General features: G+C 67.6%; 17 protein-coding genes. 7 read left to right on the top strand and 10 right to left on the bottom strand.

Annotated elements, in window-relative coordinates; genetic code table 11:
• Positions 1 to 12: 12 nt before the first annotated feature.
• A complete protein-coding gene (locus ACTJJM_RS00970) occupies positions 13 to 1,185 on the bottom strand; it encodes a low temperature requirement protein A (protein ID WP_241874859.1) in 1,173 nt (390 codons plus the stop codon).
• A gap of 9 nt (positions 1,186 to 1,194) precedes the next feature.
• Positions 1,195 to 1,461: a hypothetical protein gene (locus ACTJJM_RS00965; protein WP_010485461.1), complete on the bottom strand. Its 267-nt coding sequence runs from the start codon at positions 1,459 to 1,461 to the stop codon at positions 1,195 to 1,197.
• Positions 1,462 to 1,663: 202 nt separating this feature from the next.
• On the opposite strand from ACTJJM_RS00965, the gene ACTJJM_RS00960 reads away from it, so the two are divergent.
• The 5 genes from ACTJJM_RS00960 (at position 1,664) to blaL1 (ending at position 6,489) form a co-directional block, all read left to right on the top strand.
• On the top strand, positions 1,664 to 2,188 hold the full coding sequence (locus ACTJJM_RS00960; RefSeq protein ID WP_272773548.1) for an RNA polymerase sigma factor: 525 nt from the start codon (positions 1,664 to 1,666) through the stop codon (positions 2,186 to 2,188).
• On the top strand, positions 2,185 to 3,021 hold the full coding sequence (locus ACTJJM_RS00955) for a FecR family protein (protein WP_272773549.1): 837 nt from the start codon (positions 2,185 to 2,187) through the stop codon (positions 3,019 to 3,021). The genes ACTJJM_RS00960 and ACTJJM_RS00955 overlap by 4 nt, the downstream gene beginning before the upstream one ends.
• A gap of 71 nt (positions 3,022 to 3,092) precedes the next feature.
• Complete coding sequence (locus ACTJJM_RS00950; protein WP_440865052.1) at positions 3,093 to 4,286, top strand: TonB-dependent receptor plug domain-containing protein; 1,194 nt, start codon at positions 3,093 to 3,095, stop codon at positions 4,284 to 4,286.
• Positions 4,169 to 5,521, top strand: coding sequence for a TonB-dependent receptor (locus tag ACTJJM_RS00945; RefSeq protein WP_440865111.1), 1,353 nt, complete (start codon positions 4,169 to 4,171; stop codon positions 5,519 to 5,521). The genes ACTJJM_RS00950 and ACTJJM_RS00945 overlap by 118 nt, the downstream gene beginning before the upstream one ends.
• Positions 5,522 to 5,616: 95 nt before the next feature.
• Positions 5,617 to 6,489 (top strand): L1 family subclass B3 metallo-beta-lactamase, encoded by an 873-nt coding sequence (gene blaL1 / locus ACTJJM_RS00940; RefSeq protein WP_109814216.1) that lies wholly within the window; start codon positions 5,617 to 5,619, stop codon positions 6,487 to 6,489.
• A gap of 115 nt (positions 6,490 to 6,604) precedes the next feature.
• Here the strand turns inward: blaL1 and ACTJJM_RS00935 are convergent, their stop codons facing one another.
• Both ACTJJM_RS00935 and ACTJJM_RS00930 read right to left on the bottom strand, forming a co-directional pair.
• The gene (locus ACTJJM_RS00935; RefSeq protein ID WP_272773551.1) at positions 6,605 to 7,144 is read right to left on the bottom strand and encodes a DUF411 domain-containing protein; all 540 of its coding nucleotides are present in this window, start codon (positions 7,142 to 7,144) and stop codon (positions 6,605 to 6,607) included.
• Positions 7,145 to 7,621: 477 nt separating this feature from the next.
• The gene (locus ACTJJM_RS00930; RefSeq protein WP_272773552.1) at positions 7,622 to 9,907 is read right to left on the bottom strand and encodes an FdhF/YdeP family oxidoreductase; all 2,286 of its coding nucleotides are present in this window, start codon (positions 9,905 to 9,907) and stop codon (positions 7,622 to 7,624) included.
• A gap of 244 nt (positions 9,908 to 10,151) precedes the next feature.
• On the opposite strand from ACTJJM_RS00930, the gene fdhD reads away from it, so the two are divergent.
• Positions 10,152 to 11,000, top strand: a complete 849-nt coding sequence (gene fdhD / locus ACTJJM_RS00925) for a formate dehydrogenase accessory sulfurtransferase FdhD (RefSeq protein WP_272773554.1) — start codon at positions 10,152 to 10,154, stop codon at positions 10,998 to 11,000.
• A 38-nt stretch (positions 11,001 to 11,038) separates the two neighbouring features.
• Here the strand turns inward: fdhD and ACTJJM_RS00920 are convergent, their stop codons facing one another.
• On the bottom strand, positions 11,039 to 11,575 hold the full coding sequence (locus ACTJJM_RS00920; protein ID WP_019337220.1) for a carboxymuconolactone decarboxylase family protein: 537 nt from the start codon (positions 11,573 to 11,575) through the stop codon (positions 11,039 to 11,041).
• 106 nt (positions 11,576 to 11,681) lie between these two features.
• Between ACTJJM_RS00920 and ACTJJM_RS00915 the strand changes: the two genes are divergently transcribed.
• Positions 11,682 to 12,563 carry an AraC family transcriptional regulator gene (locus ACTJJM_RS00915; RefSeq protein ID WP_049455146.1) on the top strand — a complete coding sequence of 294 codons (882 nt, stop codon included), beginning with the start codon at positions 11,682 to 11,684 and terminating at the stop codon, positions 12,561 to 12,563.
• 94 nt (positions 12,564 to 12,657) lie between these two features.
• Here ACTJJM_RS00915 and ACTJJM_RS00910 read toward each other — a convergent pair whose 3' ends face one another.
• The 5 genes from ACTJJM_RS00910 to ACTJJM_RS00890 form a co-directional block, all read right to left on the bottom strand.
• The gene (locus ACTJJM_RS00910; protein ID WP_049455145.1) at positions 12,658 to 13,221 is read right to left on the bottom strand and encodes a TetR/AcrR family transcriptional regulator; all 564 of its coding nucleotides are present in this window, start codon (positions 13,219 to 13,221) and stop codon (positions 12,658 to 12,660) included.
• Positions 13,222 to 13,225: 4 nt separating this feature from the next.
• Positions 13,226 to 14,758 (bottom strand): MFS transporter, encoded by a 1,533-nt coding sequence (locus tag ACTJJM_RS00905; protein ID WP_053443116.1) that lies wholly within the window; start codon positions 14,756 to 14,758, stop codon positions 13,226 to 13,228.
• 150 nt (positions 14,759 to 14,908) lie between these two features.
• Positions 14,909 to 15,661 (bottom strand): hypothetical protein, encoded by a 753-nt coding sequence (locus ACTJJM_RS00900; RefSeq protein ID WP_440865051.1) that lies wholly within the window; start codon positions 15,659 to 15,661, stop codon positions 14,909 to 14,911.
• A complete protein-coding gene (locus ACTJJM_RS00895) occupies positions 15,661 to 16,281 on the bottom strand; it encodes a DUF3299 domain-containing protein (protein ID WP_071305288.1) in 621 nt (206 codons plus the stop codon). Before ACTJJM_RS00895 ends, ACTJJM_RS00900 begins: the two co-directional genes overlap by 1 nt.
• A complete protein-coding gene (locus ACTJJM_RS00890; RefSeq protein ID WP_043396119.1) occupies positions 16,271 to 16,822 on the bottom strand; it encodes a DUF3299 domain-containing protein in 552 nt (183 codons plus the stop codon). The genes ACTJJM_RS00895 and ACTJJM_RS00890 overlap by 11 nt, the downstream gene beginning before the upstream one ends.
• Between the last annotated feature and the right edge of the window lies 1 nt (position 16,823).

The following is a 16,823-nucleotide window of genomic DNA, read 5'->3' as shown; positions in this document are numbered from 1 at the left end:
GGCGCGTGCGGATCATGCGCGCCGCAGGCGACGCTTCAACTGCGTATCCATCAAGCCCACCGCCAGCAGCACCGCGCTGGTCAGCCAGCCGGCGCCCAGCAGATGGGTGTGCGGCAAAACCACCCCCAACACGACCAACGCCACTGCACCGACCAGATGCGAATACGGGGCGCGCCCGTACACGATGCGCTTGTACAAGGCGCTGCCCAGCAGGTAGATCAACGGTCCGGCAACCAGCACCGTAGCGTAGACCAGGGTCACCTCCGCGCCAGGATGGTCCATGACCAGGTCATTGCCGACCGCGGTGGCGATGATGCCGGCGATCAGCAGCGCATGCACGTAGTGGAAGTTGGCCCCCATCCGCCCGGCGTCCTCGGAATGGGTGATCGCCGCGGTGGCATCGCGGCTGGAGATGCCGAAATACAACCACCACATGGCGATGGTGCCGGCGAAGGTGGCCAGCACCGCCGAGACCACATCGCCGCTCCAGTGCTCGACCTCGCTGAGCACGCCGCCAGTGGCCAGCAACGTTTCACCCAGCGCGACGATGACGAACAACTGGCAACGTTCGGCCAGGTGCCCGCCTTCGATGGTCCACTCGCGGGTGTGCGAACGGCCCAACCCCGGAAACGCGAAGCCGAACATCGGCGAGATGTACTCGCAGGCCACCGCCACCGCCCACAAGGCCAGGCGCAGGTTGCCCTCGGCAGCAGCGCCTGCCAGCCAGAAGCAGGCCGACACGCTCACCCACGCCAGCATGCGGCGGAAATTGGGCGCCAGCGGATGGTTGCGCCCGACCTCCAGCAGCACGAACACCGTGCGCCCGACCTGCATGGTGGCGTAGGCCCCCGCGAAGACCCAGGCGCGTTCAGCGAAGGCCTCGGGAATGGACGAGGACATCAGCAACGCCAGCAGCATGGTGACGAACAGCAGGCTCCGGATGCGTGGCGCCTCCGGGTCGAACCAGTTGCTGACCCAGCAGGCGTACTGCCAGCCCAGCCAGACCGCGAACCACAGCACCAGGGTCTGCATCACCCCGACCAGATCCAGGTGATGCAGCAGATGGTGGCTGAGCTGGGTAACCGCAAACACGTAGACGAGGTCGAAGAACAGCTCTTCGTAGGTCACGCGGGCGTGGTGGCCATCGCGCTGGCGCAGGGCAGGCAGTCGCAGTCGTGTGCTCATGGCCGTCCTTCAGCGCGCCAGGCGCCAGTACAGCAGACCGGCCAGCAAGGCCGGCACCGCGAACACCAGCAGCAGGATCGGCAGCTCCTCCCGGACGGCGTAGCCGGCCTTGCTCACGCCCACCCACATGTTGGCCACCGTCACCAGCAGCCAGGTGGCGATGAACGCGATCAGGGCCGTGGGCAGCTGTGACTGGCCTACGCTCCACAGCCGCCCGAAGAGCAGGAACACCCCCAACAACAGCACCCCACCCACCATCACCAGAAGCACGTGCATGGTCCATCTCCTTGAGCCTGCTGGCAGGCTAGCCGCGGCCGATTCTGCGCTCCAGCCGATGATCGTGGTTTCACTTTCCAGCCTCGCCGAACAATCCCGATCCCCGAACCACATGGCAAACGCGAACGGTTCCCATTAGTATTGCGTCATCGCGCAGGGATGCCCTCCCCGTGCCCGCCCCTTGCCCCTGCTTCCGGTCCGGATGTCCCGACTACCTTCCCCACACCCTCCTGCGCTGCCGCTGGTGTCCTCGCTGGTGCGCCACTACGAGGAACTGGTGGAGTACCTGCGCTGCCGTTTCCGGTCGCCAGGGCTGGCCCGTGAAGTGGTGCACGACGTCTGCGTGCGGCTGCTGGAACGCCCCGCCGCCTACGATGCACGGCAACCCATCGCACTGCTGCGGCGCATCGCCCACGATGCGGCGGTGGACCGCTGCCGCGCCGAGGATCTGCGCCGGCACTGGGTGGAGTCGCGTGCCGAACTGCCCGATGACGCCTGCCCACGCCCAGGCCCCGAGCAGCAGGCGCAGGGACAGCAGGCGTTGCAGCGCCTGAGCGCGACCATCGAGCGCATGCCCTGCCGGCGCCGGCAGGTCTTCATCCTGCACAAGATCCACGCGCTGCCGCAGGCCGACGTCGCGCAGCGCATGGGCATCGGCCTGAAGGCGGTGGAGCGTCACCTGCGGCTGGCCATGGCCGATTGCCGCCAGCAGGGCACGCTGCAATGAGCGATGCACCTGCACCACCGCCGCCACCCGAAGTCCCCAGCACCGACCAGATCCTGGACCAGCATCGGGACGCCCTGAAGCAACGCTTTCCGCTGCCCGACCCGGAAACGCTGCGCCGCCGGGGTGGCGGCGCGAAGCGGGTACTGCCCGTGTTGCTGGTGCTGGCCGGCGCCGTACTCGTGGCCGACCCGGCCTGGCAGGTCCGCGATTACCAGACCGGCGTGGGCGAACGCCGTGAACTCGTCCTGGTCGACGGCAGTCGGGTACAGCTGGACGCAGGCACCCGCGTGCAGGTGCGCCGCCATCTGCGCTCCCGGCAGGTGCTGCTGGAACAAGGGCGGGCACGCTTCGAGGTGCAGCACTCGGCCTGGCGACGCTTCGGGGTGGATGCCGGCCCGGTCCACGTGCGCAATTACGGCACGGTGTTCGACGTCGACCGCCAGGGGGAACTGAGCGAAGTGACACTGTGGCGCGGCGAGGTCGGCGTGCGCGTCGACGAGGGCGGCAGCGAACAGCGGCTGAAGCCAGGGCAGCGCCTGCTGGCCCAGCGCGGTTCGCTGTCGCCTCCGGAAGCCATCGATCCAGAGCAGGCGGACTGGACCACCGGACGCCTGCAGTTCGACCGCATGCCACTGAGCGAGGTCCTGCGCATCCTGCAGCGCTATCACGACCGTCCCATCGTGCTGGACGACCCAGCGCTGGGGCCCCTGCAGGTGTTGGGCGTCTTCGATGCCGACCGCGCCGAGACCGTGCTCGCGCTGCTGCCCGAGATCCTGCCGGTGCAGGTGCATGCCGGCACCGATGGCAGCCTGCATCTGCGCGCCCGCGATTGAATGCCACACCGAGGGTGGGTTGCGCGCCGTCCCATCCGGCAAGTGCTTGAACCCTTCCGAAGGACCCCCGCATGACCCGCCCTGTTCCGCCTGCCGCTCTGCGCCGGCTGGCCCCCACCCTGCTCGCTGCCTGCCTGTGTGCGGCCCTGCCCGCCACGGCGCAGACCGCTGCGTCAGCGCCCATCGAGCTGCACCTGCCGGCCGGCCCGTTGCAGGCTTCGCTCAACTCGCTGGCGCGGCAGAGTGGCATCCAGCTGTTGTTCGCCGCCGACAGCGTGAGCGGCCGCAGCGCCCCGGCTGTTGATGGCCGCTACACCCCGCATGAGGCCCTGCAGCGGCTGCTGGCCGGGCAAGGCCTGGCGATGCAGGAACGTTCGCCGGGTGTGTTCGTGGTGAGTGCCGCGCCAGCGCCGGCGAAGCCGCGCACCCCGGCCCGGGCCGCATCATCGGCGCCGTCATCCGCCACGACGACGTCGCTGGCCCGCGTTACGGTCTCGGCCTCGACCGCGCGCATGCCGCAGGGCGAGACCGCCATGCCCAATACCATCACGGTACTGACACGCGAGGACATCGCCCAGCAGCTGGCGCTGGGTTCGGATGTGTCGCGGGTGCTGTCGTCACAGATCCCGGCATTTGCCCCGGCGCGTGAAAAGATGTCCAACTACGGCGAAACCCTGCGTGGCCGCGGCATCCTGTACATGGTCGACGGCGTGCCGCAGTCCACGCCGCTGCGCGATGGCTCGCGTGATTCGCACACCATCGACCCGGCGATGATCGAACGCATCGAGGTCATCCACGGCGCCAACGCGCTGCAGGGCATCGGCGGCACCGGCGGCATCGTCAACATCATCACCCGCAGTGCGCCCAGTGAGCCGGGCGCGTTCCTGCTCGACACCAACGTCAGCTACAGCGCTGCCCTGCCCAGCCGCCACGACGACAATGGCCAGCGCGGCTCGGCCCTGGTGGGCGTGCGCGGCGAGCAGTTCGACCTGGTGGCTGGCCTGGCCTATGAGAAGCAGGGCCTGTACCACGACGGCGAGGGCCGATCGATCGGCACCAACGCGCAGGGCGAGCTGTGGACTCGACCTCATCGAACGTGTTCGCCAAGCTGGGCTGGAACATTGCCGAGGGCCATCGCCTGCAGGTCATGGCCAACCGCTACGAACTGCGCGGGATGGACAACTACCTGGCCATCAACGGTGACTATCGGACCGGTCGCCCGACCATTTCGGTCCCCGGCGATACGCCACTCGATCCGCCGATGAACCGCTCGCGTTCGCTGACGGTGGACTACAGCGCCGCCGACCTGCTCGGTGGCCGTTTCCAGGCGCAGGCCTTCGCGGTGGATTTCGAAGGCCGCTACGGTGCCAGCCAGTGGGACCCGTGGGGCAACACCGGCGCCAACGCCGCCTGGGACCAGACCCAGAACGAATCGGACAAGCGCGGCTTCAAGCTGACCCAGAGCTGGACCCGCGTCGCCGACACCACGCTGGACGTGACCCTGGGCCTGGACGGCCTGCGCGACCGCACCCACCAGGTGCTGCTGGCCAGTGGCATGAACTGGGTGCCGCAGACCACCTACCAGAGCCTGTCACCGCTGCTGCAGCTGCACTGGTGGCCGACCGATCACCTGATGCTGTCCGGCGGCCTGCGCTACGAAAAGGGCGAGCTGGAGGTGGGTGACTACACCACGCTGCCCCGTTACGGCGCACGCAAGGTAGCCGGCGGCAAGCCGACCATGAGCGAGACCCTGCCCAACTTCGGCGCGGTCTGGTACATCAACGACCGCCTGAACGCCTATGCCTCGTACTCGGAAGGCTACACCGTGGCCGACGTCGGCCGCGTGCTGCGCGCGATCAACCGCGACGGACAACGCGTGGACAGCCTCATCGACCTGTCACCGGTGGTGTCGGACAACCGCGAGATCGGCCTGGAGTACGACGATGGCCGCTTCAGCGGCGACATCGCCTACTACACCTCCGAATCCAGGCTCGGCTCGGTACTGATCTACGATCCGGGCATCGATGCCTATGCGGTGCAGCGCCAGGCCACCCGCGTGGAAGGCTTTGAAAGCAACCTGCGCCTGCGGTTGGGCGACAGCCGGCTTGGCCTGGGCTATGCGCGCGCCAACGGCCGCTACGATGCCGACGTTGACGGTCGCCTCGACAGCGACCTGGCTGGTGTGAACATCGCACCGAACCGGCTGACCGCGTTCTGGGAACAGAGCTGGACGCCGCAGCTCAGCACGCGCCTGCAGGCCAGCCATGCCTTCGACCGTGATTTCGACCTGCGTGGCGCGCAGGTGGCGGAGTTCAAGGGTTACACCACTCTGGATCTGGTCGCGCGCTATACGCTGGACAAGCACGCCTTCACGCTGGGCGTGCAGAACCTGGCGGACAAGCAGTACATCAGCTACTACTCGCAGACCACGCCGTCGAATCCGAGCTATTTCTCCGGCCGCGGCCGGGTGCTGACGCTGGGGTGGCAGTACCGGTACTGATCCATGGCGCCCTTATGGGAGCCATGAAATCTATGCGAGACGCGATGAAGGGGGCCCATGCTAGTTTCTGGGCCTCCTTCAAACGGACGTGAACCATGCGTTGTTCCCTGCTCGCCTTCGCCCTGGCCGCTGCTGTTCCGGTCGCGCACGCCAGTGCCGCCGAGGCACCACTGCCGCAGCTGCGGGCCTACACCGTGGACACCTCCTGGCTGCAGCCGATGGCACCGCTGCAGATCGCCGACCACACCTGGCAGATCGGTACCGAAAACCTGACCGCGCTGCTGGTGGAGACCGCCGAGGGCGCAGTGCTGCTGGACGGCGGCATGCCACAGATGGCCGGCCACCTGCTGGACAACATGAAGGTGCGCGGCGTGGCCCCGCAGGACCTGCGACTGATTCTGCTCAGCCATGCGCATGCCGACCACGCCGGCCCGGTGGCCGAGCTCAAGCGTCGCACCGGCGCGCACGTGGTGGCCAATGCCGAATCAGCGGTGCTGCTGGCGCGCGGCGGCAGCAACGACCTGCACTTTGGCGACGGCATCACCTATCCGCCCACCAGCGCCGACCACATCATCATGGATGGCGAAGTGGTCACGGTGGGCGGCATCGCATTCACCGCGCACTTCATGCCGGGGCACACCCCGGGCAGCACCGCCTGGACCTGGACCGATAGGCGCGACGGCAAGCCGGTGCGCATCGCCTACGCCGACAGCCTGAGCGCGCCGGGCTACCAGTTGGCGGGCAACCCGCGCTATCCGCGCCTGATCGAGGACTACAAGCGCAGCTTCACTACCGTGCGCGGCCTGCCCTGCGATCTGCTGCTGACCCCGCACCCGGGTGCCAGCAACTGGAACTATGCCGCCGGCAGCAAGGCCGGCGCCAAGGCACTGACCTGCAGCGCCTACGCGGATGCGGCCGAGAAGACGTTCGACGCGCAGTTGGCCAAGGAATCTGCGGCACACCGCTGATCCTGTAGAGCCGAGCCTACGCTCGGCTTGCCGGAAGAAAACAGCCGAGCGTGGGCTCGGCTCTACACAGGACACGTGGGAAGGTGCCGGTCAGGGCGACCGGCACCTGCGACCATCAGCCACCGTGCCCGTGCTGGGCAAACGGCTCGGTGCTGCCGTCGGTGCGCACCAGCTCGACAGTGTACGGCTGCACGTAGCCGTCGGGCATTTCCATGCCCGGCGAACCGGCCGGCATTCCGGGCAGCACAAGCCCGCGCACCGCCGGTCGCTCGGCCAGCAGTCGCTTGATGTCCTCGGCCGGAATGTGGCCTTCAACCACGTAACCACCGATCTCGGCGGTGTGGCAGGACGCCTTGCCGACCGGTACACCCAGGCGGACCTTGATCGGGTTCATGTCGTCGGTGTCGCGCACATCCACCTGGAAGCCTTCGGCCTTCAGGTGATCGACCCAGATGCCGCAGCAGCCACAGCTGGCAGTCTTGTGCACGATGGCGATGGGCAGTGCAGGATCCACCTGCGACGGACCGGCCATGATCGGTGCCGCAGGGGCGTCGCTGGCAACCGGTGTGGCGGCGGATTCTTCAGCGGCACGCGCGCAGGCGGTGGTGGCCAGCACGGTGCCCAGCAGCAGGCCGAGGGAGAGAGAACGGTTCATGGTGTTGATTCCTTTGCAGATGCGGGCAACGCGGCCCGCTGCCTGTACATCGAAGGCACAGGCAGAGTCGAGAATGAGTCGAGCAGCTATGGCAGGCACTTGAGGCCTGCAGGGAATCACACGATGGGAGGCCGTAACGGGTCCGGCAACGGCGGCGGTGCGCGTTGCTGGGCGCTGGCTGGCAAAGGCGCCTCACGCCATGGCAAGGCGGGCGTTCCGCTCAGGGAGGCCAGCATGCCGAGGCTGGCCGGCGGGCATTCGCACTCATTGCTCTGGCAGACCGTTGATGCTGCATCGTCGCAGCATCCGGCCATGGCCGCCGAATGCGGTGCAGCGCAATGGTCCTGGCTGGCCGGGCCGCTGTACGAAGACGCGGCGAGCGCCAGCGCCGGTGCATTCAGCACCAGGGCGACAAGCAACGTCCATCGCAGCAGCAGGCCAGACAGGTTCACACGCCGATGATAGCCGATGCGCGCGCTACGCAATCGCCGCGGCCATCGCCTGCACCCGCACCGGAATCGACTTGGCGGCGGGCGTGCCGCTGATGCGGTCGTAGTAGTCCAGCGGCAACAACGGGTTCAGCTCCGGGTAGTAACCGGCCAGCGCGCCGCGCGGTATCGGGTAGTCCAGCACGGTCAGGCCCTCGATGCGCCGCTGCACGCCATCGCCGCTGATCGTCTCCAGGCTGACCAGCGCCTCCTTCTGCAGTCCGCGCGCCAGCCGGTCCTCGATGTTCATGAACAGCACCATGCGATCGTTGTACACGCCGCGATAGCGGTCGTTGTAGCTGTAGATGGTGGTGTTGTACTGGTCGTGCGAGCGCACGGTCGCCAACCGCAACATGTCCGGATCGTGCACCGGATCGTCCACGTCCAGGCCGGGCACCACCAGGATGTTGGCCTTGCCATTGGGCGTGGGCCAGACGCGGCGGCGCGGCGGAATGTCCAGATGGAAACCGTGTGGCTGCTGGATGCGCTCGTTGAAGCCGGTGTAGATCTCCGGGTACACGGCAGCGATCAGATCGCGGATGGGCGCATAGTCGTGCATGCACCGCGCCCAGTCGACCTTGCTGTCTGGCAGTGCGGCCATCGCCATGCGGCAGACGATCTCGACCTCGGGCAGCACCTCGGTGCTGACCGGTTCGAGCACGCCGCGCGAGGCGGTCACGTTCGACATCGCGTCTTCGATGGTGACGAACTGCTCGCCGGCCGGCGTGACGATGCGCTCCGAGCGCGCCACCACCGGCAGGATCAGCGCATCGCGGCCATGAACCAGATGACCGCGGTTGAGCTTGGTGGCGATGCCCACGGTCAGGTCCAGCCCACGCATCGCTTCATACGCGCGAGGCGTATCGGGCACCGCATGGATGAAGTTGCCACCCAGGCCGATGAACACCTTGGCGCTGCCGTCCAGCATCGCCTCGATGGATTCGACCACATGATGGCCATGCTCACGCGGCGGATCGAAGCCGAACACCTGCTGCACGCGGTCCAGATAGGCCGGCTTGGGCTTCTCGTCGATGCCGACGGTGCGGTCGCCCTGCACATTGGAATGCCCACGGATCGGCCCGATGCCCGCACCGGGCTTGCCGAAGTTGCCGCGCAGCATCAGCAGGCTGGCGACCTGCTGCAGCAGGCGCGAGCCATACTGGTGCTGGGTCAGCCCCATGCCGTAGCAGATCACGGTGGCCTTGGAGCGGATGTAGATCTCCGCACAGCGTCGGATCTGCGCCTGCGAAATGCCGGACACCTGCACGATCTCGTCCCAGTCCTGCGCCATCACGTCTTCGCGAAGCGCCTCCAGCCCCACCGTGTGTTCTGACAGGAAATCATGGTCGAGCACGCGCTCGCCCTGCGCCTCGCGCTCGAACATCACCTTCATCATGCCTTTGATCAGAGCCAGGTCGCCGCCGATACGGATGTGCACGAACTCGCTGGTGATCTCGGTCGAACCGAACGTGGCCATCTGCACCACGTCCTGCGGCTCGGCAAAGCGGATCAGCGCGCGCTCGGGCATCGGATTGACCGCCACGATCGGGATGCCGCGTTTGCGCGCCTCGACCAGGTTGCTCATCATCCGCGGTGAATTGGTGCCGGTGTTCTGGCCGATCACGAAGATCGCCTCGGCGTGCTCGAAATCCTGCAGCACGATCGTGCCCTTGCCCACCCCGATGGCCGGCGGCAGGCCGCGGCTGGTCGGCTCGTGGCACATGTTCGAGCAGTCCGGGAAGTTGTTGGTACCGAACTCGCGCACAAAGATCGAATACAGGAACGCCGCTTCATTGGGCGTGCGCCCGGAGGTGTAGAACTCGGCCTGGTGCGGGCTGTCCAGCGCCTGCAGGTGGCGGCCGATCAGCGCGAAGGCATCATCCCAGCTGCACGGCACGTAGTGGTCGGTGGCTGCGTCGTAGCGCATCGGCTCGGTCAGCCGGCCCTGCATCTCCAGCCAGTAGTCGGTCTGCGCCATCAGTTCGGTGACGGTGTGCTGGGCGAACAACTCGCGGCCGGCGCGGAACTGGGTGGCTTCCCAGGCCAGTGCCTTCGCGCCGTTCTCGCAGAACTCCAGCTTCTTGCGTTCGTCGGCGTCGGGGAACGCACAGCTGGGGCACTTGAAGCCACCCGGCTGGTTCATCGCCAGCAACGCCTTCGAGCCTTTGCCGATCACGCTTTGCTGCAGCAGCACCTTGGCCGTGGCACCGGCGGCACCCCAGCCACCGGCCGGCTGGTTGTACGGCTTGTAACGCGGTGGCTTCTGCTCGGACATGTTCGGGGACCTTACGGTAGGAACGCGGCAACAATGGGCACATCGCAGTCCGGCGGCGCTTTCAATCGCACGGCCAGCCCCACAGTCAAACACGGCCTGCACGGCTTCGCCAGTGGCTGCGCGCTGTTTTCAGCGCAGCCTGCCATGACAACGGTTACACCTGCGTCAGCGCACGGCCACTGCGCTATTCTCGATGCCGTGGGTGGTCCACCACCTGCGTATTTCCTTAGTCCGGACGCGCTGCATGCCAGATTCGACCCCACCGCACACCCCGCCTGCCGGCACGGCCCTGCGCCCGTTGCGGCGCTGGCGCAGCAAGGGGCAGCAGCCGCAGATCGACGTGGTGGCCGAGGAAGTGCCGGTGGCGCTGCGTTACAACGGCGCCGCCTTCGCGGTGATGATGGCCACACCCTGCGACCTGGAGGACTTTGCGCTGGGGTTCTCGCTCAGCGAGGGATTGATCGCTACGCCTGCCCAATTGCTGGCCATCGAGGTACGACCGCAACTGGAAGGCATCGAGCTGCAGATGACCGTGACCGAGGATGCACCCGGTGCCGACCTGGATCCGGCCAACGGGCGCCTGCTGCCCAGCCGCGGTGGCTGCGGCCTGTGCGGCACGCGCCAGCTGGAGGAAGTGCTGCGGCCGCTGCCCGAGGTGCGCGAACGGCGAACCTACCCGCCAGCAGCCCTGCAACGGGCGCTGGCCACACTGGTGCAGCATCAGCCGATGAATGCGGTGAGCGGTTCGACCCATGCCGCGGCCTGGGCCGACGCCAGCGGTCGCATCGGCTGGGTGCGCGAAGACGTCGGCCGCCACAACGCGCTGGACAAGCTGATCGGCGCCCTGCATCACAATGAACACACGATCGAGGGGGGGCTGCTGGTGATTTCCAGCCGCGCCAGCTACGAAATGGTCAGCAAAGCCGTACGGGCCGGCGTCAGCGTACTGGCTGCTGTCTCGGCACCGACCGCGCTGGCGATCGACCTTGCCCGTAGTGCAGGCCTGTGCCTGGTCGGGTTCGCGCGGGAAAGCGGATTCAACGTGTATACCCATCCCGAGCGGCTGCAGGCGAACGATAAACGGGACGACTGAGAACGACCGGGAGCACGACGCCCCCGGTCTGGCACAGCTCAGCGCAGCGCCACCTTCGGGAAGTCCACCGGCACGTCGAACGCTACGTTGACGTAGTTCGTGAACAGGTTGAGCGCTACGTGGGCGAGGATCTCAACGATCTGCTCATCGTCGAAGCCGGCCGCACGCAGCGCCTGCACATCGCCATCGGTGACCTGCGCACGCTGCTCGACCACCTTCAGCGCGAAGTCCAATGCCGCCGAGGTGGCCGGATCGCTGGACTGACCGATCTGTGCAGCGGCCATCTGCTCGCTGCTGGCACCCGCCTTGCGGCCCAGCGCGGTGTGTGCGGCCAGGCAATACTCGCAGGCATTGCGGTTGGCGATGGCCACGGCGATCTGCTCGCCCAGCAGCGGCGACAGGCGACCGCCGCCCAGCGCGCCGAACGAACCCCACATGCTCTGCAGGGCGGCTGGCGAGTTGGCCACGGCGCGGAACATGGCCGGGGTGGCGCCGAAGGCAGCGTGGACCTGACCCAGCAGGGCCTCGCGGTCGGCGGTGGTGTTGGCGGCATCGATCAGGGGGACACGGGACATGGTGGATCTCCTTGGGAAAGCGCCCGGGATTGGACGACCCGCTCATCCTAGGTAGACTCGCTGGACGCTTCAGGCGCAATCAGCCACACATGTTGTCCATTCATCCATGAGCACGCCCACCGACACCTCCCCACCCGACCGTCTCTCCTCCCTGCTGGAACGCTTCCGGGTGCAGGCCGCGCTGTTCCACAGCGGTCCGCTGTGCGGGCGCCATGTCTTCGAGCCGCAGCCCGGTCGTGCCTTCCTGCACATCCTGCGCCAGGGTGAAATGGAGGTCCGTCATCCCGACGGCGATATCGCGCTGCCCCGGTTGAAGATCGACACACCCAGCCTGCTGCTGTATCCGCAACCGCTGCACCATGTGTTCTTCAATGCACCGCTGGAAGGCCCGGATTTCACCTGCGCCACGCTGGATTTCGATGGCGGCGCGCGTAATCCGATCGTGCAGTCGCTGCCGCCGGTGATGGTGGTGCCACTGGCCGCGATCGGCGAACTGGATGACACCCTGCACCTGCTGTTCGCCGAGGCCGATCGCCAGCGCTGTGGTTCACGGCTGCTGACCAACCGCCTGTTCGAGGTCGCGCTGATCCAGATCCTGCGCTGGGTGGTGGACCACCCGGATGCGGCCGGCGTCAGCCATGGGCTGATGCGGGGGCTGTCCGATGTACGGCTGGCACGCACACTGGTGGCGATGCACCAGGCGCCACAGGACGAATGGACGCTGCCGCGCATGGCCGCGACTGCCGGCATGTCGCGCAGCGCGTTCGCGGCCGTGTTCAAGGACGTGATGCAGGCAACGCCGGCCAGTTATCTGCTGGACTGGCGGCTGAGCCTGGCCTGCGCGCAATTGAGGGCCGGCGTGGCGGTCAAGCAGGTGGCGATCGAGGTGGGCTTTGCCGATACCGCGTCGCTGTCGAAAGCGTTCCGCAAACGGTTGGGGGCCTCGCCGAGGGCGTGGTTGGCCGCGAGCGCAGCGCCGGCTGGGTAAATAGGTAACGGGTAGAGTCGACCGCAGGTCAGCTATCGCGCGAAGCGCGGGGGTTTCGTTGCCTGACCGGAGAGCAGTCGAGCATGGCTCGACGCTACAAGTGCGGTGACCCATCAGACTTCGCCAGCAGCCCGGCGATGCGCTCGGCAACCTGGGCACGTACGCCTTCGTCCAGCTGCCCTTCGTACATCGCCTCGTAGATCCACAGGCCATCGGCGGCCAGCCGCGCCACGAAATTGTCGAGCGCTGCGCTGTCTTCCGCTGTACCCGCCTCCGGCGGCAGCGGTGCCCAGCGACGCACCGCCGGTCCCCACGGGCGCTCTTCGGCGTCCGGGTCGGCCGATTCGAGCATGAACATCAGCTCGGCACGGGTGGCGCTCTGGGCCGACACGCGCACGAAGGTCTGGTAACGCTCCAACGCAGTGGCCTGCTCGGCGGTCTTGCCCAGCAACGCTTCCATCGACGTCTCCCAGGCCTGTACCAGGTGTTCGTCGATCCCCCGCAGCAGCGCCTCGCGGGACGGGAAGTGATACAGCAGGCCACCGCGTGTCAGCTGGGCCTCGGCCGCCACCGACTCAAAGGTCACCGCGCGCACGCCGTCACGATTGATCACGTTGACGGCGGCGTCGAGGATGCGATCGCGCTTGCTGGTTCTCATCGCTTCATTTTACGCGATCGGCCGCGCCCTCGCGGCTGCCGACGCGGCCGCGCAGCAGGCGCGCGATGATCGCCGCACCCAGCGCCAGCACCGCCATGATCACCAGCAGCACGATCTGGTAGCCACGGTCATACGCGGCCGCAGCCAGTGCGAACCACTCGCCCTGCCCGCTCTCGCGCGCGGCATGCAGCGCCTGGGTGAAACCCTCGCGGGCAAGCGCGGGCATATCGGCCGAGACCGGCAGGAACGCGCTGTACATTGCGGCACTCAAGCTGCCCAGCATCGCCACCGCCAGCAGGCCACCGAACTCATAGGACACTTCTTCCACCGACGAGGCCATGCCCGCACGGTGCGCCGGCACGTTGTTGAGGATGGCGGTGGACGCCACCGAGATGGCCGAACCCATACCGAAGCCGGTGATGGCCATGCCAGCCACCACCCAACCAAGGCCGTGCAGGAAGCCGAACGCCACCACGCCGACGCCCAGCGCACCTGCGGCCAGGCCACCACAGATCAGCGGGCGCAGGCCAACCCGGTGCAGGATGCTGCCGCCGAGCAGCGCACTGGGCAGGCTGCCCAGTGCCGCCACCGACACCAGCAGGCCCGCCTGCAGCGGCGTGAAACCTGCCACCAGCTGGAAGCGCTGCGTGGTGACCAACTGCAGGCCGGCCATCGCGAACAGGGTGAACACCGCCGACAGCGTGCCGGCCAGGAACGCCGGATTACGGAAGATCGCAAAGTCCAGCAGCGGGTACGGCAGCTGCTGCTGGCGGCGCGCGAACGCCGCACCGCTGATGACGGCCAACACCAGCGCGGCTGCGCCCAGCGCATATGAGGGCGGCGTGGCGATCAGCGACTTGATCGCCAGCACCAGGCCGGACAGTGCAGCCAATGCCAGCACTGACGACACCAGGTCCCATGGCCGCGAGGTGTCGCGCTGTCCTTCCGGCGCCAGCAGCAGCGTGGCCACGAACGCGACCACCACCACCGGCACGTTGATCAGGAACACCGAGCCCCACCAGAAGTGCTGCAGCAGCCAGCCGCCAATGATCGGGCCGAGCGCCGCACCGACGATGGCGACCGAACCCCAGATCGCGATGGCGATGTTGCGTTCGCGTTCTTCGTGGAAGCTCAGTCCGATCAACGCCAACGTGGCCGGCATCATCGCTGCGGCACCGATCGCCAGGAATGCACGCGCGGCAATCAGCTGCGTTGCGGTGTCAGCGAACGCCGCTGCCAGCGAGGCGACGCCGAACACCACCAGGCCGATCAGGAACATGCGCCGGTGACCGATGCGGTCGCCCAGCGTGCCCGCACCCAGCAGCAGGCCGGCCATCACCAGCGGATAGGCGTTGATGATCCACAGCGCCTGGCCGGCACTGGCCGAGAGTTCCTCGGTAAGGGTGGGCAGCGCGGTGTAGAGCACGGAGTTGTCGAGCGTGACCAGCAGCAGGCCGGCGGCGACGGTGAACAACAGCGCCCAGCGACGGGCACGCGACAGGGCCGGAGCACCGGCCAAGGGCTGGGACAAAGCCATGGGAGAACCTGATGGGGGTGGAATACGGCCATAACTATACAGGATGTCCTGTATAGTTATGAAAACAGCGCCACCAATTCAGATTGGGGCCCGGGCAATGTTCATGTTGTCGTGCCCCTCATGCCGGGTCGTGCCCGGTGTCAGGGATCATCACCGGCAATCTTCCGGCAGTGCGGCAATCGCCGATACCACCGCCGCCTGCATGCCCTTCCCCACGGCCATGTCCAGTTCCCCGCCAGTTCCCCCATGCTGGCGCCGCAGCTCGTCCTCGCACAGGCCGCGCACCCGCGCACGGGCATTCGCGCGCAGGCTGCTGCACCGCCAGTCGGCGCCACCCAGCGGCAGCACCGAATACACCACGCTGTTGCAGGCGTTGCCGGCACGCTGCTGCAGCGACAGTCCACCAAAATCCCGCGGTTCGCTGCTGCGTTGCGGGTCGAAGTAGCTGTCCGGAAACGTGCGCGCATACTGTTCGATGTCCACGGCCATGCTGCGCCCACCGGCCAGCGGCATCTGCAGCGGCTGCCCGCACGCCGTCGCATCGGCGCGGTGCTGGATGTACTGGTAGATCGGCCGGTCCAGCGATGGGTCCTGCTGGGTCACCGCGCTGACTGCCGCCAGCACCGGCAGCGATGCACGATTGGCCATGCGCGCCAGCAGCCCCGCCTGCGCCGGCTGGCAGCGGTCGCGCAATGTTGCTGCGAGCAGGAAGAGCACGTCGTTGCGAAACGCGGGGTCGTCACCCAGGCGCTGTTCGATGCGCTGGCTGGCGTCGGACGCCGGTGCCGGAAATGCGACCGCCGGCGGCGCGATGGGTGCGCGCTGCCGCTGCCGCTGCCACCACACCAGCAGCACCACCGCGCCCAGCAGCACCCCGGCAGCCATGAGCCATCGCCTGCGCATCAGTTGCGGATCGCCGTCAGCGTGGCTGCCGCGGCATCGTAGGACGCGCTGGCGATGTCCGCGTCGAAACGCTTCACCTGCAGGCGGCCGGCAAGCCGGTACGGATCCCACAGATCGCCCAGCGCGATCGGTGTCGCCAGGGTCACGTGGATGATCTGGTTGGGTGGCGGCGGCGGCACATGGATACACGCGCCGTAGAACGGCACGAACAGCAGTTCATCGACCAGGCCGGCATCGTTGGTGCCGAGCGGCACCACGTAGCCATCCAGATCCACCGCGCGACCGTCGACAGCGTCGACCACGCGCGAGGAGCCGAACTGCTTGGCCCGGTCCGGGCTGGAATGGTCGATCTCCAGCCCCGGTGGCGTGCCCGAGCCGGTGTCGTCGATCAGGCCACCCACGCCCTCCATGCCATTGCGTGACAGGCCGATCTGCGGGGGTGGGCGCTGGTAGCTCACTTCGTCGGGTCGCAACGCGTCCCAACGGTCGATGGGGGCTTCGGCCGTGGCGGAGGGCGCCGGCTTGTCCTGCGGCCCGACCACCAAGGCATCGCCGCCCGGCGCCGTACAGCCTGCCAACCACAGGCATCCCGCCGCCAGCAACAGGTGACTACGGTTCATAGGGCCTCAGCTGTGCGTCACGCATGGTGTAGGCCGAACCGGCCAGATCGTCATCCAACCGTTCGGCGCGCAGGGTGCCCGCCAGGAAGAACGGTGAGTACATGTCCGGCATCTCGATCGGGCGCGGCAGCACTACGTGCACGATCTGGTTCGGTGGCGGTGGTGGCACGTGGATGCAGGCGCCGTAGTACGGCACGAACAGGAATTCGGTCAGCCGCCCGTCCTGCGCGTTGGCCAGTGGCACCACGTAACCCGGCAGGCGCACCGGCCGCTGCAGGACCGTGTCCACCGTGCGGAAGGTACCGAACTGCGGCATGCGCCGGTTGCCGTTGTGCTCGACCTCCGGGCCCTCGCCCCGCTCCAGCGCGGCCAGCTCGTCCTTGGGCATCATCTGCAACCAGTCCAGCTCCTGCTCCACAGCGCCTGCAGGGTCATCGCGGTCGACGACCGGCGAGGGTGGCAAGGCCTGTACGCCGGTATCCACCGGCCGCTCACAGGCGGCCAGCGCCAGCACCATTGCCACTACCCGCATCCATCGCATG

Origin of the sequence: Stenotrophomonas sp. 22692, assembly GCF_052045015.1 — a bacterium.
Classification (GTDB): Bacteria; Pseudomonadota; Gammaproteobacteria; order Xanthomonadales; family Xanthomonadaceae; genus Stenotrophomonas; species Stenotrophomonas geniculata.
Note: the sequence above shows the minus strand (reverse complement) of the source record. Positions and strands in the feature narration are given on the sequence as shown.

Coding starts and splice junctions, on each gene's coding strand:
- ACTJJM_RS00970 (WP_241874859.1), bottom strand. CDS start 1,185: ATGAGCACACGACTGCGACTGCCTGCCCTGCGCCAGCGCGATGGCCAC.
- ACTJJM_RS00965 (WP_010485461.1), bottom strand. CDS start 1,461: ATGCACGTGCTTCTGGTGATGGTGGGTGGGGTGCTGTTGTTGGGGGTG.
- ACTJJM_RS00960 (WP_272773548.1), top strand. CDS start 1,664: ATGTCCCGACTACCTTCCCCACACCCTCCTGCGCTGCCGCTGGTGTCC.
- ACTJJM_RS00955 (WP_272773549.1), top strand. CDS start 2,185: ATGAGCGATGCACCTGCACCACCGCCGCCACCCGAAGTCCCCAGCACC.
- ACTJJM_RS00950 (WP_440865052.1), top strand. CDS start 3,093: ATGACCCGCCCTGTTCCGCCTGCCGCTCTGCGCCGGCTGGCCCCCACC.
- ACTJJM_RS00945 (WP_440865111.1), top strand. CDS start 4,169: ATGGCCAACCGCTACGAACTGCGCGGGATGGACAACTACCTGGCCATC.
- blaL1 (WP_109814216.1), top strand. CDS start 5,617: ATGCGTTGTTCCCTGCTCGCCTTCGCCCTGGCCGCTGCTGTTCCGGTC.
- ACTJJM_RS00935 (WP_272773551.1), bottom strand. CDS start 7,144: ATGAACCGTTCTCTCTCCCTCGGCCTGCTGCTGGGCACCGTGCTGGCC.
- ACTJJM_RS00930 (WP_272773552.1), bottom strand. CDS start 9,907: ATGTCCGAGCAGAAGCCACCGCGTTACAAGCCGTACAACCAGCCGGCC.
- fdhD (WP_272773554.1), top strand. CDS start 10,152: ATGCCAGATTCGACCCCACCGCACACCCCGCCTGCCGGCACGGCCCTG.
- ACTJJM_RS00920 (WP_019337220.1), bottom strand. CDS start 11,575: ATGTCCCGTGTCCCCCTGATCGATGCCGCCAACACCACCGCCGACCGC.
- ACTJJM_RS00915 (WP_049455146.1), top strand. CDS start 11,682: ATGAGCACGCCCACCGACACCTCCCCACCCGACCGTCTCTCCTCCCTG.
- ACTJJM_RS00910 (WP_049455145.1), bottom strand. CDS start 13,221: ATGAGAACCAGCAAGCGCGATCGCATCCTCGACGCCGCCGTCAACGTG.
- ACTJJM_RS00905 (WP_053443116.1), bottom strand. CDS start 14,758: ATGGCTTTGTCCCAGCCCTTGGCCGGTGCTCCGGCCCTGTCGCGTGCC.
- ACTJJM_RS00900 (WP_440865051.1), bottom strand. CDS start 15,661: ATGCGCAGGCGATGGCTCATGGCTGCCGGGGTGCTGCTGGGCGCGGTG.
- ACTJJM_RS00895 (WP_071305288.1), bottom strand. CDS start 16,281: ATGAACCGTAGTCACCTGTTGCTGGCGGCGGGATGCCTGTGGTTGGCA.
- ACTJJM_RS00890 (WP_043396119.1), bottom strand. CDS start 16,822: ATGCGATGGATGCGGGTAGTGGCAATGGTGCTGGCGCTGGCCGCCTGT.